This window comes from Massilia pseudoviolaceinigra (assembly GCF_030846505.1).
Lineage (GTDB): Bacteria > Pseudomonadota > Gammaproteobacteria > Burkholderiales > Burkholderiaceae_D > Telluria_A > Telluria_A violaceinigra.
Genome location: NZ_JAVCWL010000011.1, coordinates 76,068 through 89,915 on the forward strand (window position 1 = coordinate 76,068; position 13,848 = coordinate 89,915).

The 13,848-nt window shown below is 62.8% G+C and carries 11 protein-coding genes and 1 pseudogene; 3 read left to right on the plus strand and 9 right to left on the minus strand.

All coding sequences use genetic code 11. The features are described 5' to 3' along the window. Positions 1-19 precede the first annotated feature (19 nt). Positions 20-1,465: a peptide MFS transporter gene (locus tag RBA40_RS12740; protein WP_445352051.1), complete on the minus strand. Its 1,446-nt coding sequence runs from the start codon at positions 1,463-1,465 to the stop codon at positions 20-22. A gap of 24 nt (positions 1,466-1,489) precedes the next feature. Between RBA40_RS12740 and RBA40_RS12745 the strand changes: the two genes are divergently transcribed. Next, positions 1,490-1,618, plus strand: coding sequence for a hypothetical protein (locus RBA40_RS12745; protein WP_306648340.1), 129 nt, complete (start codon positions 1,490-1,492; stop codon positions 1,616-1,618). A gap of 193 nt (positions 1,619-1,811) precedes the next feature. Continuing rightward, positions 1,812-3,182 carry a nucleotide 5'-monophosphate nucleosidase PpnN gene (ppnN, locus tag RBA40_RS12750; protein WP_306648234.1) on the plus strand — a complete coding sequence of 457 codons (1,371 nt, stop codon included), beginning with the start codon at positions 1,812-1,814 and terminating at the stop codon, positions 3,180-3,182. A gap of 49 nt (positions 3,183-3,231) precedes the next feature. Here the strand turns inward: ppnN and RBA40_RS12755 are convergent. Beyond that, positions 3,232-4,266: pseudogene (locus tag RBA40_RS12755) on the minus strand (TonB-dependent receptor domain-containing protein). 527 nt (positions 4,267-4,793) lie between these two features. Further along, positions 4,794-5,663: an RNA polymerase sigma factor SigJ gene (gene sigJ / locus RBA40_RS12760; protein WP_306648235.1), complete on the minus strand. Its 870-nt coding sequence runs from the start codon at positions 5,661-5,663 to the stop codon at positions 4,794-4,796. A 90-nt stretch (positions 5,664-5,753) separates the two neighbouring features. Here sigJ and RBA40_RS12765 point away from each other — a divergent pair, with 90 nt between their 5' ends. After that, positions 5,754-6,188 carry a carboxymuconolactone decarboxylase family protein gene (locus RBA40_RS12765; RefSeq protein WP_306648236.1) on the plus strand — a complete coding sequence of 145 codons (435 nt, stop codon included), beginning with the start codon at positions 5,754-5,756 and terminating at the stop codon, positions 6,186-6,188. Between the two features lie 40 nt (positions 6,189-6,228). Here RBA40_RS12765 and RBA40_RS12770 read toward each other — a convergent pair whose 3' ends face one another. The 6 genes from RBA40_RS12770 to RBA40_RS12795 form a co-directional block, all read right to left on the minus strand. Then, positions 6,229-8,070, minus strand: coding sequence for an NHL repeat-containing protein (locus RBA40_RS12770; protein ID WP_306648237.1), 1,842 nt, complete (start codon positions 8,068-8,070; stop codon positions 6,229-6,231). A 136-nt stretch (positions 8,071-8,206) separates the two neighbouring features. Beyond that, entirely contained in the window at positions 8,207-9,577 is a 1,371-nt protein-coding gene (locus tag RBA40_RS12775; protein ID WP_306648238.1) for a Dyp-type peroxidase, read from the minus strand. 7 nt (positions 9,578-9,584) lie between these two features. After that, positions 9,585-10,193: a hypothetical protein gene (locus RBA40_RS12780; protein WP_099879597.1), complete on the minus strand. Its 609-nt coding sequence runs from the start codon at positions 10,191-10,193 to the stop codon at positions 9,585-9,587. A 56-nt stretch (positions 10,194-10,249) separates the two neighbouring features. After that, on the minus strand, positions 10,250-11,347 hold the full coding sequence (locus tag RBA40_RS12785; protein ID WP_306648239.1) for a catalase family protein: 1,098 nt from the start codon (positions 11,345-11,347) through the stop codon (positions 10,250-10,252). A gap of 254 nt (positions 11,348-11,601) precedes the next feature. Continuing rightward, the gene (gene lysS, locus RBA40_RS12790) at positions 11,602-13,134 is read right to left on the minus strand and encodes a lysine--tRNA ligase (protein ID WP_306648240.1); all 1,533 of its coding nucleotides are present in this window, start codon (positions 13,132-13,134) and stop codon (positions 11,602-11,604) included. 48 nt (positions 13,135-13,182) lie between these two features. Continuing rightward, on the minus strand, positions 13,183-13,848 hold the full coding sequence (locus RBA40_RS12795) for an HAD family hydrolase (protein WP_306648241.1): 666 nt from the start codon (positions 13,846-13,848) through the stop codon (positions 13,183-13,185).

A 13,848-nucleotide genomic window follows, 5' to 3' on the forward strand; every position in this document is an offset into this window, starting at 1 on the left:
GTTCATGGTACTACGACGCTTACTTCACGCCGTGCATCAGCTTCTGGATCACCGGTGCGAGCAGGAACAGCAGCACGCCGCCGATCATCAGCGACCAGAACCCGAAGGTGTAGCCGCTCAGGGCCGAAGCAACCGACAGGCCCGAATCGCCGCTGACGTGGCCGGCGAAAATGCCGGACAGGTTGTTGCCGATACCGGTCGAGAGGAACCAGCCGCCCATGCCCAGGCCGACCAGGCGGGTCGGCGCCAGCTTGGTGACCATCGACAGGCCGATCGGGGACAGGCACAGCTCACCGATGGACTGGATGCAGTACACCGCGAACAGGGTCCAGAATGGCACCTTCAGCGAGACTGGATCGACCAGTTGCGACAGCGCGTACATCAGCAGGCCGAAGGCAAGGCCGTTGAAGATGATGCCGATGCCGAATTTGCGCGGGATCGACGGGTTCACGTTACGCTGGGCCATCACGACCCAGATCCAGGCGATGATCGGGGCGCAGACGATGATGGCGACCGAATTGACGCTCTGGAACCAGGCGGTCGGGAATTCGGTCATGCCGAACGGTGCGGTGATGATCGACAGCGCGCCCTTGCGGTCGACGATGCTCTCGGCCAGGAAGGTGAACGAGCTGCCGGCCTGTTCGAAGAACATCCAGAACAGGATATTGAAGGCGAAGATGATCATCATGGCGATGGTCTTGTCGCGCGCGACCTTGCCGTCGCGGATACCTTCGGCCATCAGCATGCCGGCCAGGATCAGGAACAGGATGGTCAGGACGATCTGCAGGTTGCCGGCGCCTGCCTTGAGCAGGAAGTACACGACCGGGATCACCAGCAGTGCGCCGCCGACGACCATCAGCATGCGCATCGGGCTCTGGCCTTCCGGCGGTGGTGCGCCGATCCCTTTGAGGGCGCTGCGGCCGATGGCGAACCAAACCAGGCTGATCAGCATACCAATGCCGGAAGCGAAGAACACCACCTTGTAGGAGGGGATATCGCCGGTGTTGAATACTTTCTGGGCCAGGATCTGGGTCAGGATCGGAGCGATGAACGCACCGGCGTTGATACCCATGTAAAACACGGTGAAGCCGGAATCGCGGCGCGGGTCGTCCATGGTGTACAGCTTGCCGACCATGGTGGAAATGTTCGGTTTAAACAGGCCATTACCGACGATGATCGTGGCCAGGCCGAGCTTGAAGATATTCTCGTCGGGGATGGTGATGGCGAACAGGCCGGCGGCCATGAAGGCGGCGCCGATCAGGATCGAGCGCTGGTAGCCGATGACGCGGTCGGCGACATAGCCGCCGAAGACGGCGCCGGCGTACACCAGCGCGAGGTAGGAACCATATGTCAGGCCGGCTTCTTTTTCGCCGATCGGATTACCATCGTAGAACTGCGTGACTATATATAGCACGAGCGCCCAGCGGATGCCGTAGAACGCAAAACGTTCCCAGAATTCGGTCATGAACAACATCCAGAGGGGACTTGGATGACCCAAGATCTCCTTGAACTCCGGGATAACAACTTCCTGGTGGGGTGTGGTAGCGGCACCGCTCATGCGGTTTCTCCTGAATATGGTTATGGTTGGATAAATCATATGGACAGCCGCGGCTCGTGACCCCGGTTTTCCAATAGGGTCGCATTTTAATGTAAATCGACTATGCTCAGCGAATTTTTGCCAGATGTGCTAATTAAGCCATGAAACGAGGCGGCGCAAGCACAGCGGAACTTGTGCCCCCCAAGAGCGGCGAGTTGTCGTATATTGGCATTGCAGGCTTGTTTGTTACACCGAATCGAAAAGGATTTGTACTATGGAACATGACGTTGTCGACACCCTGATTTCGCCGGAAGGCCAGCTGGAAGTGCTCTCGAAAGCCGAAGTCTTCAAACTGCTCGACACCAGCCAGGGCGGCCTGTATCAAATCTTCCGCAACTGCGCGCTCGCGGTCCTGAACTGCGGCAGCACCATCGACGATGGAAAAGAACTGCTGGAACGATATAAATCCTTTGAAATCAGCATCGTACAGCGCGAGCGCGGCATCAAGCTGGAGATCAAGGGCGCCCCGGCGATCGCCTTCGTCGATGGCAAAATGATCAAGGGGATTCACGAGCACCTGTTCGCGGTGTTGCGCGACATCATTTTTATCAGCAGTGAAGTGACTGACAACCCCAAGTTCGACATGTCGCGCACGGAAGGGATCACCGATTCGGTGTTCCATATTTTGCGCAACGCCAATGTGCTGCAGCCGCAGCGCAATCCGAACCTGGTGGTGTGCTGGGGCGGGCACTCGATCAACCGGATCGAATACAACTACTCGAAGGAAGTCGGCTACCAGATGGGATTGCGCGACCTCGACATCTGCACCGGCTGCGGCCCGGGCGCGATGAAGGGGCCGATGAAGGGCGCGACCATCGGCCACGCCAAGCAGCGCCTGTCGGGCGGGCGCTACCTGGGCATTTCGGAGCCGGGCATCATCGCGGCCGAATCGCCCAATCCGATCGTCAACGACCTGGTGATCATGCCGGATATCGAAAAGCGGCTGGAAGCGTTCGTGCGCACCGGGCACGGGATCATCGTGTTCCCGGGCGGGGCCGGCACCGCCGAAGAGATCCTGTACATCCTCGGCATCCTGCTCCATCCGGATAACGCCGACATGCCCTATCCGCTCATTTTCACCGGACCGGAAACGGCGCGCGACTACTTCATCCAGATTAACCAGTTCATCGCCGATACGCTGGGCGAGGAAGCGCAGAAGCGCTACAAGATCATCATCGACGATCCGGAAATGGTGGCCAAGGAGATGCAGCTGGGGATCCGCCAGGTGCGCGAATTTCGCAAATCGCGCAGCGATGCCTATTATTTCAACTGGCTGCTCAAGATCGACGAGGAATTCCAGCGTCCGTTCCGGCCGACGCACGAGAACATGCGCAACCTCTCCCTGCACAAGAATCAGGAAAAGCATCTGCTGGCGGCCAACCTGCGGCGCGCGTTTTCGGGCGTGGTGGCTGGCAACGTCAAGGACGAGGGCATTCGCGCCATCGAAAAATTCGGGCACTTCGAGATTCATGGCGACGCCGCCATCATGGGGCCGATGGATGCGCTGCTGTCGTCGTTTGTCGCGCAGAGCCGGATGAAGTTGCCGGGCAAGGCGTACACGCCGTGCTACCGGGTGGTTACCTAAGCCGCATGGTGCGCGCCGGCCGGCGCGCACCGCTTTGCAGTCGTTCGCGTCACTCGAGCTTTTTTACAAAGCCCACATAGAGGCGCCGTGCGGCGAAATGAGCGTAGCCAGTCTGGCGGAAGGTGCTCGCGTCGGTGCGGTAGGTGCGCTTGCTGCCATCGAAGATATCGCTGGCGTCGACCGTCAGGCTGAGCGTCTTGGTCAGCTGGCGCTTCCAGCTCAGGTTCACATTGCTGGTCGCGCCATGCCGGCCGAGCGGTGTGATGCTCGATGTCTGGCCATGCGCGTCGAGCGACAGATTGTCCGGTCCTGCGCTGTAACTTGCCCTCAGGTTGAGATAGCCCGCGATGCCGTCCTGGCGCACGGCTCCATACAAATCGGGCGTGGACAGCACCACGCGATAGGCGCCGCCGTCCATGCCCAGACTCAACTTCGCATCAGGCGTCCAGTCGAGAGAGCCTGTAACGCCGGCCGAACGCGCCTGGCCGCCATGCTGCTTCGATGTGATCAGCACGTTGTCGGCAAAACTGCGTGCATCGGCCACCGTATCGCGGCTGGTGCGTTAGAAGGCACTCACGCTGCCGCTCAGGTGCTCCATGTCCGCGTCGGTGCCGATCTCCCATGAGGTCAGCAGCTGCGGCTTGAGGCCGGGATTGCCACGGCTCAGGTTTTGCGCATCGACGTAGGTGGTGAACGGATTCAGATCGCGCGGATCGGGCCGCTGGAGGCTGCGCCGATAGCTGAGCGTCAGGTCGTTTTTGTCGCTGGCCGCATATTTCAGGTGAAGGCTGGGATTGAATGCCTGCCACCGCCCGGTCTGCATGCCGCCCTGCGCCGGCCTTACCCGAAGCGCCATACGCTCGCGCGACGCGCGGACGTTATAGCGTGCCGACAGGCTGAGGCTATCCGTGTCGCTGAGGGCATAATCGGCACCCAGTGCCGCGCTTTGGACTTTGCGGCGCACGAATATCTCCGACGTCTGTACTGTACTTCCGGCTTGGCCGCTGACAGGATTATTCCAGTCGACCGCCGAGCGGCGCGATTTCTGCGTGCCGTCACGGCGGTACGCCAGGTTGCCATGCACGCTGAGATTCTTGTCTGCAGCGCCACCGCCCGCTCGTCACCGGACATCATCGCCGTCGGCTTGCCGTTGACCAGGACGGTGACCTGGGTATTTCCCTTGACCGCAATTTGCCCGTCGGCCGTTACCGATACCCCGGAAGTCGATTGCAAAACATCCTGGCCTGTACCGTTTGCCGCCCTGGCCATATTGGAAACGTCATAGACAGTCTTATCGAGCTTTTTAACGACTGGCGCTTTCTTGGCTGTCACTGTCACGACTGCCGGCTCTTACGCGTGCGTTTTCACTGGCAGCGCGACGAGTCCGAACAGGGTCAGGGAGAATGTTGTCCTCAGTACGGCACACCGAAATGGGTTGGCGGCGATGATGTGCTGGCATCTGTGCGGTGTGGATCGTTGAATAAAATACATGCCAGAATTGTAACGTTTCTGCGCGTAGATTGACGGATTTTGATAGCCGTCGGCAGGGCCACTTTCAGCGCCTGCGGACCTGCCCGGAGCAGGAAGCCTATATATGTAGTGAGTTGCGCATCAGCCGGCGCGCAGCAGTTTGTCGGGATTGCGCACCACATAGATCGCGCTGATCCTGCCATCTTCCATATCGAACGATATGGTCGAATCGAGCTTGCCGTCGACAAGGCGCAGCAGGCCTGGCTGGCCGTTGATGGCCGCGTGCTCGAACGTGGTGAGGTGCCCATATTTGCGCGCCATGCTCTCGTAGAAGCGGGCAATCTTGTCGGCGCCGCGTACCACGTTGAGGATGGCCGATACCTTGCCGCCGCCGTCGGCCGTGAACGAGGCGTCCGGTGCGAACAACTGCGCCAGCTGCGCGCGTTCGCCGCTTTGGGCGGCTGTCACGAAGCGTCCCAATAAATCCATATGCATTGCATCGCTCACAGTAAAGCGCGGCCGCTCGGCGCGCACCCGTTCGCGCGCGCGGTGCAGCAACTGGCGGCATGCGGCTTCGGTTTTGCCGACGGCCGCGGCGATGTCCCCGTAGCCGCACTCGAACACCTCGTGCAGCAGGAACACCGCGCGTTCTTCTGGACCGAGGCGCTCCAGCATGAGCATGAAGGCCATCGAAACGTCGCCCGCCAGTTCCAGGCGCGACTCGGGCAGGTCGCTCGCGCGCGTGACGATCGGTTCCGCCAGCCATGGGCCGATGTAAGCTTCGCGTTCGGCGATGGCGCTGCGCAGGCGGTCGATGCACAGGCGCGTGACGACGGTGACCAGCCAGGCGTCGGCGCTGGCCAGCGCGGCGCGCGAGTCATTGGCGTTCCAGCGCAGCCATGTGTCTTGCACGGCGTCGTCGGCGTCGGCGCGCGAGCCGAGCATGCGGTAGGCGATGCCGAACAGGCGTGGACGGAGCTGGTGGAACTGGCGGGTAAAGGTGTCGTTCATTCTTTTTTGAGGAAAGCTGTCACAAACGGTGCAACAGGCTCGTCTAATGATTGTACGGCCAACTAATCAACCTACCAAAAAGGAGTCAGCATGGAACGCATCGATTTTTACACCGCTTCACCGAAGGCAGTCAAGGCCTGGGCGGCGCTTGAACAATACATCGCCACGTCGAGTATCGACAAGCCGCTGGCGGAGCTGGTGCGGCTGCGCAGTTCGCAGATTAATGGCTGCGCGTATTGCGTCGACATGCACGCGACCGATGCGCGCGAGGGCGGCGAAGCCGAACGGCGCCTGCATGCGCTGTCGGTGTGGCGCGAAACGCGGTTTTTCACGCCGCGCGAACGGGCCGCGCTGGGCTGGACCGAAACCATGACGCGCCTCGCGCAGCAGCCGGACACCGGCGAAAGCTACGCGGCGCTGGCGGAGCAGTTCAGCGCCGAGGAGATGGTCGATCTCACCTTGCTGATCTCAACCATCAACGGGTGGAACCGCCTCGCGGTGGGATTTGCCAAAATGCCGGAATAGCGAATCGCGACCACGCCATGGCGCGCACGCGCGCCGCGGCTTACGGCAGCACCACCTTGACGACGCCATCGGCCACGGTGAGATACATCGCGCCCCTGGCATCGAAGGCGATACCGCTCACCGCGGGCAGGCTGCCCGGCAAGCTGCCCAGCGCCAGGTCGTTCTTGCCCGCCGTGCCGACCGGGGTGCTCACCACGCCGGCCGGCGTGATTTTTCGGATCGTGAAGTTACCGGTGTCGGCGACGAACAGGTTGCCGGCCTTGTCGAAGGCCATGCGGCCAAGCGTGGAGAAACGCGCTTCTTCCTTGCCGTCGCTCGCGCCACCCTTGCCGGGGGTGCCGGCGAAGATGGTCATTGCGCCGCCGCTTACCTTCCAGATGACGTTACTCTCCAGGTCCGACAGATACACGGCCCCGGCATTGTCGACCTCCATGCCGCCGTAGCGGAACCCCAGCATCAACACGCCCGGCGAGGTGCCATTGTAGTTTTCCGCCAGGGTGGTGACGCTGCCGTCGGCTGCGATGCGGCGCAGTGCGATGCGGCGCAGGCTGTCGCAAAATCCCGGATCTTTCGGTGTCGGGCAATAATTATTGGCGTTGGTGGCGCTGCTCACCAGGTAGATATTGCCCGCCGCGTCGGTGGTCAGTGTCGCCAGCGTGACCGTGGCAGGCTTGCCGGCCGGTGTGACATCGCGCGGGTCGACCGGCACTTGCAACGTCGTGACCACGCCGGCCGTGCTGACTTTGCGTACCAGGCTGATACCCGGGGCCTGGCTGCTGGCTACGTCGAACACGAACAGATTGCCGCTGGCGTCAACGGACAGTTCGGTCGGCAGGCGCAAGCTGGCCTGCCCGGCGGTGCCATCGGCAGTGCCGCTCACGCGTGCCGAACCGGCCAGGGTGGTCACGGCACCATCCGGGCTGATTCTGCGGATGGCGTGGTTGAGCGAATCGGCAATGAAGACGTTGCCGGCTGCGTCGGCGCTAATTCCCTTCGGTGCGTAAAAGCGCGCGTCCTGGGCGAGGCCGTCGATCGACCCGCTCGAACGCGGCCGAACCGGCGTGCCCGCCACGGTGGTAACGACACCGGACGGCGCGATCTTGCGCACGGTCTTGTTGCCCGCATCGTTGACGAACACGTTGCCGGCAGCGTCCACGTCGATCCCGCGCGGCAGGTTGAACGAGGCCTTGTTGCCCTGGCCGTCGGCCGAGCCAATCTGCTCGTAGCGCCCGGCGAGCGTCTGCACCTTGCCATCGGTGGCCATTTTGCGGATGCTGGCGTTGCCGGTATCGCTGATATACAGCGTGCCCGCCGCGTCGATGACCAGGCCGGACGGGGACGAAAAGCGCGCGTTGAAGGCGTCGCCGTCGGCCCATCCGCCGTTTGCGCTGCCGGCAACAATAGTGGCGGTGCCGCCCGCCGTGAGCTTGTAGATCAGGTTTCCTTCGATGAGCAGCAAGTTGGCGGTGGCGTCAATCGCCAGCGCTGACGGCGCGCGCAGAGTGATTGGCTTGGCGCCACCGGTGCCGTCGCGGAAGGTGTGCAGAGCCATGGTGGTCACGTTGCCGGCGGCGTCGATGCGGCGCAAGCTGGCCGCCTCGCGACCCTGGTCGCTGACGTAGACAACGCCATTCGCGTCGACCGCGACGTCTTGCGGGTTGTCGAAGCGGGCCGCCGCGCCTTGGGCGTCGATGGCGCCGCGCGCGTCGCGGTTGCCGGCGACGAGGATGACGACGCCGGCCGGCGATACCTTGTAGATGGCCGCCCAGCAGGACACAGTCTGGGTTTTGTCGTAACGCAGCGGCGTCGAAAAGCGGTAGTAGCGCAGGCCGGGCCAGATGGAATCGGTGCGGCCTTCGCTCACGGCGCGCGTGGCGACCATGCTGCGCAGGCGTGCCAGGGACGTCGAACTGGCGTCGAACTGGCGTCGGTATTCACAATGTGGCTCGTCCTGAAAAAGAGAGCGTGCATTATAAAGTGGATACGCGCCGGCAGCCGACGCCCCCATGGCGCAGCGGTCAGGCCGTTTCGCGGCCTTCGCCCGCCAGCCAGCGCAGCGCCGTCAGACTGGGCATGAACAGATATTCGCCGCCGCGCACCGTGCAGAAGGTCTGGATGCCGTGGATGCGCTGACGCACCGGGCGTTTCTGGATCGTGAAGGTGCTGTCCTCATCCTGCTGGCCGAGGATCGGATCGCGCTCCTTGCCCAGGTCCATGAAATTACCATGGTCCACCCACTCGGCCTGCATGAACTCCACGGTCTCGGGCGCCTTGGCGCTGATCCCTATGAAGAACAGGCCGCGTTCCTGGCCGTCGTCTTCGAGGAGGTCCGCGCGCCACGGTGCGCCGAAGGTGGTGCTGCGGCGGATGATGCGGTGGATATTCACGTCGGTCAGCACGGCCAGCTTGCTGTCGCGCGGATTCATGCGGCGCATGTGGCATCCGTGCGGCGCCTGCAGGCCGGCCTGGTCATCCTTGTACGTGAAGTCGTTGTTGCGCTTCGGGTCGGCGCCGAGGGCCGGATCGTCCTGTTCCGGCGCCAGTGTCAGCGGCGCGCCGCTGCGCCAGCGGCCCACCAGCTTGGCGGCCAGCAGTTCCTGGCCGGCTTCGTCGTCGGCGTTATCGCGCAGGAAGCGGTTGAACGCGGCGGCGTCGGCCTGGTATTTGCGGATCACGACGAAGGTACCGTTGCGCCCGAGCGCTTCCGGCTGCGGCATCGCCATCGGCACGCCCGATTCGCCCGGATAGCCGAGAATCAGTTCGCCCGCCTTGATCGCGTCGCCCTGGCCCGGCAGCAGGTCTTCGATGCCGCCGTCGATGGCCGGGTTGCTGATGTTGTCGCGGTAGCCGAAGGGATTGAGGCTGCCAGGCTGCGCGCCGAAGTCGTGCATGCCGAGCAGCGTCACGCCCTCGAGACCCTTGAATTCGTTCTGCGCGGTGGCCAGCGCATGCTTCCACGATGCTTCATCGGGTGCGAAGATCGAGATCGTCACGTGCACGTCGCCGCTGCCGTAGGGCGCTTCCCAGTTGGCTGGCGCGCTCGGGCCGATGTCCTGCAGGCGGTCGGCACGCGCCGCCATGCCGGCGCGGAAGGCGGCCGGGAAACTGGCCAGCGAATCCTCGGGAGTATCCAGCGCCACCAGGCCCGCGTGGCTCAATGCCACGGCGATCCATGCGGTGGTGTTGGTACGGGCGTCAGCGGCGCTGCGCACGTGCGGCGCCAGGCGCGAGAGCAGCGCGCGGCCGCCCGCGGCATCGTCGATTTTGAGCAGCACGTGGGTGCCGTAGTAAGGGTCGGGACGCTTGAAGAGGATGGTGGCCTGGATATCGTCCAGTTCCAGCGTCGGCGAGGAATGGACCAGGTTTTTGAGTGTATCGATGATTGTCATGGGAACCTCACGCAATCTTGTCCAGGAATTCCTGGAGCGCGTCGTTCTGCTTCTGCAGGCGGCGCGTTTCGACGACCGACAGGTTCGGATTGGCGACGTACCAGCCGTCGGCGGTGATCTGGTGACCGGCGATGAAGTCTTTCACGCCCGGATCAGTGATGCCCGGCCAGCCTTCGACGGACGAAAACAGCAAGTCCATCAGGTCGGGAATCTTGGTCGCGAAGTCTTCGATGTAGGTATCCCAGTCGCCATCGTAGGTGGTGGCGAAGAGGATCTTGGTATCGTTTTCAAAAAACACGAAACGCATGTCGTGCAGGGTCGAGACCTTCTGCGCGCCGTTGAAGTTGCCGTTGACGAGTTTGAAGATGCGGCGCAGGCGGTCGGCGCCGCCCGGCTTCAGGTCGGCCATGGCGGTGAGTTCGGAGATCTTGCCGGACTGGCGGCCGATGCGGCCGGCCGATCCCGCGTGGCCTTCGGTATTCGGATCCTGCTCGCGCAGCATGTTTTCGAGCGCGAGCTTGAGCAGGTCGGGGGCGTCTCCCAGGACCTCCTGGACCTTGCGCTTGATGTCCGCGAGGTCATTGGAAGATTTATTTTGTGGGGTGATGTCGCTCATGATTGCTCCTTGGGTCTTAAAAAAATGGTGATGCTGCTTGCTGACTGCGGGATTGCTTAATCCGGTACCTGGCCAATGCTGTCGATTTCGATGCGCGGCTGCGCATTCATCTCGTGGCGGAATCTGGACGACGCTTCATAGGCCTTGATGCGCGCGCGCATGATGGAGCCGAGCGGGCGGTGCGCCTCGATGCAGTGCCACGGGTTGAACGACAAAACGTCGTCGGCGAACACGCGGCGCGCCGGGCTGAAAGCCTGCTGCGGCGGGATGGTCAGCTTGGCGACGGGCTGGTAGGGTGAATCTTCCTGCGGCCACTCGATCGAGGCGTCTTCGATCGGCATGGTGGCGATGTCGGTGCACAGCTGCGCGCGCAGCTCGTACTCGGCGCCCTGGCCGGAGAAGAAGTCGACCACCAGGTTGCGCAGGGCCGAGTCGTCGGCGTCGTCGCCGAGCGGCTGGCCGGTGAGGGCGCGCACGTTGTCCGACAGCGGCGCGGCGCACAGCTTGGCCACGTAGTCACCGTAGCGCACGGCGGCCATGCTGAAGAAGGTCTCGCCGAGAATATGGTTGTTGGGCGCGCCGAGCGTGTCGACGACTGGGTTCTCGATGCCCAGCGCGTGCAGCGCCTTGCTGCCGCCACGGGCGAGGGCGGCCACGATGCGGCGCACCATGTCCGGGTCGTCCGCGTGCTTCTCCAGCAGCTTCTGGGTCTTGAGGTAGGCGGCGGCGTGGCCGAAGGCGATCACGGGATGGTTCACCAGCAGCAGGTCTTGCGTTGTCGCGTCCTGGCGGTTGGGCAGGAACTGCGGGCCGTCGACGCCCAGCATCTTGATTGCCATGCCGCGCGGGGACGGCAGCTTGTCGCTGTGGATGTCGCCGGGTGCTGTGGAGAGGCGGATCACGACCGGGTAGGTGGCGGGACGCGCGAACACGCCCTGGGCCAGGTGCGGGGCCAGGTTGTCGTAGACGGTAACGTGGCCGACCATCACGCCGTGGCACTTGGCGTGGGCATCGCGCTTGGCGTGGCGGTGTTTGTCGAACACGCGGATGTTTACGCGCATCATCGATTCGACCACGCTGTCGATGATCGCATCCTCGTTTTCCTGCTTTTGTTCCAGATTGTCGTTGTAAGGGACGTAGGTGGTAGCAGACATGGGGGTTCCTCGCTTGTTTGTAATATTGCAATGGAATCAAGGAGTGTACCGATAGTGCGGGGGCGTTCGATAGAATGTTTGTTCGAACGGAGGGGTATGGTAATCGCCGTCGTTCCCGCCGAGTGCCGCCTTGGCGCGGGAAGTCGGTTCCGGCAATGCCGGAGACGACGGAGCAAAGGATACGGGTGGAAGCGCGCAGTTGAGCGCGTGTATGACCTACAAAAAAAAGCGGGCATGGCGCCCGCCCTTCGGTTTTACTCTTCGCGGCGCAGGTGCGGGAAGAGAATCACGTCGCGGATGTTCGGCGAATCGGTAATGAGCATGATCAGGCGATCGATGCCGATACCGCAGCCACCAGCCGGCGGCATGCCGTATTCCAGAGCGCGGATGTAGTCGGCGTCGTAGAACATCGCCTCGTCGTCGCCCGCGTCCTTGGCCGCGACCTGCGCCAGGAAGCGCGCTGCCTGGTCTTCGGAGTCGTTCAGCTCCGAGAAACCGTTGGCCAGCTCGCGGCCGACGATGAACAGCTCGAAACGCTCGGTGATGCCCGCTACCGTGTCCGACGCGCGCGCCAGTGGCGACACTTCGGCCGGGTAGTCGACGATGAAGGTCGGCTCCCACAGCTGCGCTTCGGCGGTTTCTTCGAACAGCGCCAGTTGCAGCGCGCCCAGGCCGGCGGTCGAAAACGGCTTCACGCCGAATTTGAGCAGTTCGGCCTTGATGAATTCCGCATCCTGCAGCTGCTCCGCGGTGTAGTGCGGCGCGTAGGCGTTGATGGCGCCGACGATGGTCATGCGGCGGAACGGCTTGGACAGGTCAAGCGGCTTGCCGCCATAGGTCAGTTCCGCGGTGCCGTGCGCGTCGATGGCGGCCTGGCGGATCACCGCTTCGGTGAAATCCATGATCCACTGGTAATCGGTGTAGGCCGCGTAGAATTCCATCATCGTGAATTCAGGATTGTGGCGCGGCGAGACGCCTTCATTGCGGAAGTTGCGGTTCACTTCAAACACGCGGTCGAAGCCGCCTACCACCAGGCGCTTGAGATACAGCTCCGGCGCGATACGCAGGAACATTTCCATGTCGAGCGCATTGTGGTGGGTGACGAATGGCTTGGCTGCGGCGCCGCCAGGAATCGAATGCAGCATCGGCGTTTCGACTTCCATGAACTCGTTCTTTTCCATGAAGCGGCGGATCGACGACATGGCGGCGGTACGGGCCTTGAACGTGCGGCGCGCCTGGTCGTTGGTGATCAGGTCCACATAGCGCTGGCGGTACTTGGTTTCCTGGTCCGACAGGCCATGGAATTTGTCCGGCAAAGGACGCAGCGACTTGGTGATCAGGCGCAGGGTCGACACCTTGACCGTCAGTTCGTCGGTCTTGGTCTTGAACAGCGTGCCTTCGATGCCCAGGATGTCGCCCAGGTCGTAGTGGCTCAACGCTTCCATGGCCGCTTCGCCGGTTTTGTCGAGCGTGACGTAGATCTGGATGCGGCCGTCGGCGCGCGGGCCGGACGAATCCTGCAGGGTTGCGAACACGGCTTTTTTACCGGCTTCGCGTTTGAGCATCATGCGTCCGGCCAGGACCACGGGCACTTCGGTCGCTTCGAGTTCCTCGCGCGTCTTGCCGCCGAATTCCTCGACCAGTTGCGCCGCCTTGTGCTGCGGACGGAAATCGTTAGGAAAGGCGATGCCGCCTTCGCGCAGCGTAGCCAGCTTGGCGCGGCGTTCGGCGATCAATTTGTTTTCATCTGCCGGGGCGGGTGCTTGGTCTTGGATGTCCGTAGTCATGGTGAGTATCGCTATGTGGGTTGATGCAGGTATGGGATTACGTATAAATCAGGACGAAAACAGTGCGTCGATCGCCAGCTCGGAAAAATCGCTGGCGATGTGGACGACGTTGTCGAATTCGGCAAAGGCCTCGGCGGGCAGGGTGGTGGTCAGCACCACCGCGCGCATGCCGGCGCGGCGCGCCGCTTCCACGCCCAACGGCGCGTCTTCGAACACGATGCAGTGTTCGGGCGCGACGCCGCAGCGTTCGGCCGCGAGCAAAAACACGTCCGGATGCGGCTTGCCGCGCGCAACGTCAGCCGCACCGACCACGGTGTCGAAGTGGCGGCGCAGGTCCAGGCCGTCGAGCGTGAAGGTGATGTTGGCGTTGGGCGCGGCTGTCGCCACGGCCAACGCAACATTCATCTCCTTGGCCAGCGCGATCAGGCCGTCGAAGCCGGTCACCGTTTTGCGGTGCGGCTCGTACAGCTCGCGGTAGACCAGTTCCTTTTCGTCGTTCAGGACCCGCACCTCGTCGTCATTGAGGTGCTCTCCCATGTGCGAACGGATGATTTCCTTGCCCTGGCGGCCGGCCGTGGCACGGAAAAATTCGTCGGCGTCGATGTCCTTGCCGCGGCGCTGGAAAAAGGCGATCCAGGACTCGGTGTGAAAGGACATGTTGTCGACGATCGTGCCGTCCATGTCGAAGATGAATGCGCGTCGGGTAGCGGTCAT

Excerpts from the sequence above, each read along its gene's own strand:
- RBA40_RS12740 (WP_445352051.1), bottom strand. The coding sequence starts at position 1,465 with ATGACCGAATTCTGGGAACGTTTTGCGTTCTACGGCATCCGCTGGGCG.
- RBA40_RS12745 (WP_306648340.1), top strand. The coding sequence starts at position 1,490 with ATGACCCAAGATCTCCTTGAACTCCGGGATAACAACTTCCTGGTGGGG.
- ppnN (WP_306648234.1), top strand. The coding sequence starts at position 1,812 with ATGGAACATGACGTTGTCGACACCCTGATTTCGCCGGAAGGCCAGCTG.
- sigJ (WP_306648235.1), bottom strand. The coding sequence starts at position 5,663 with ATGAACGACACCTTTACCCGCCAGTTCCACCAGCTCCGTCCACGCCTG.
- RBA40_RS12765 (WP_306648236.1), top strand. The coding sequence starts at position 5,754 with ATGGAACGCATCGATTTTTACACCGCTTCACCGAAGGCAGTCAAGGCC.
- RBA40_RS12770 (WP_306648237.1), bottom strand. The coding sequence starts at position 8,070 with ATGGTCGCCACGCGCGCCGTGAGCGAAGGCCGCACCGATTCCATCTGG.
- RBA40_RS12775 (WP_306648238.1), bottom strand. The coding sequence starts at position 9,577 with ATGACAATCATCGATACACTCAAAAACCTGGTCCATTCCTCGCCGACG.
- RBA40_RS12780 (WP_099879597.1), bottom strand. The coding sequence starts at position 10,193 with ATGAGCGACATCACCCCACAAAATAAATCTTCCAATGACCTCGCGGAC.
- RBA40_RS12785 (WP_306648239.1), bottom strand. The coding sequence starts at position 11,347 with ATGTCTGCTACCACCTACGTCCCTTACAACGACAATCTGGAACAAAAG.
- lysS (WP_306648240.1), bottom strand. The coding sequence starts at position 13,134 with ATGACTACGGACATCCAAGACCAAGCACCCGCCCCGGCAGATGAAAAC.
- RBA40_RS12795 (WP_306648241.1), bottom strand. The coding sequence starts at position 13,848 with ATGACCGCTACCCGACGCGCATTCATCTTCGACATGGACGGCACGATC.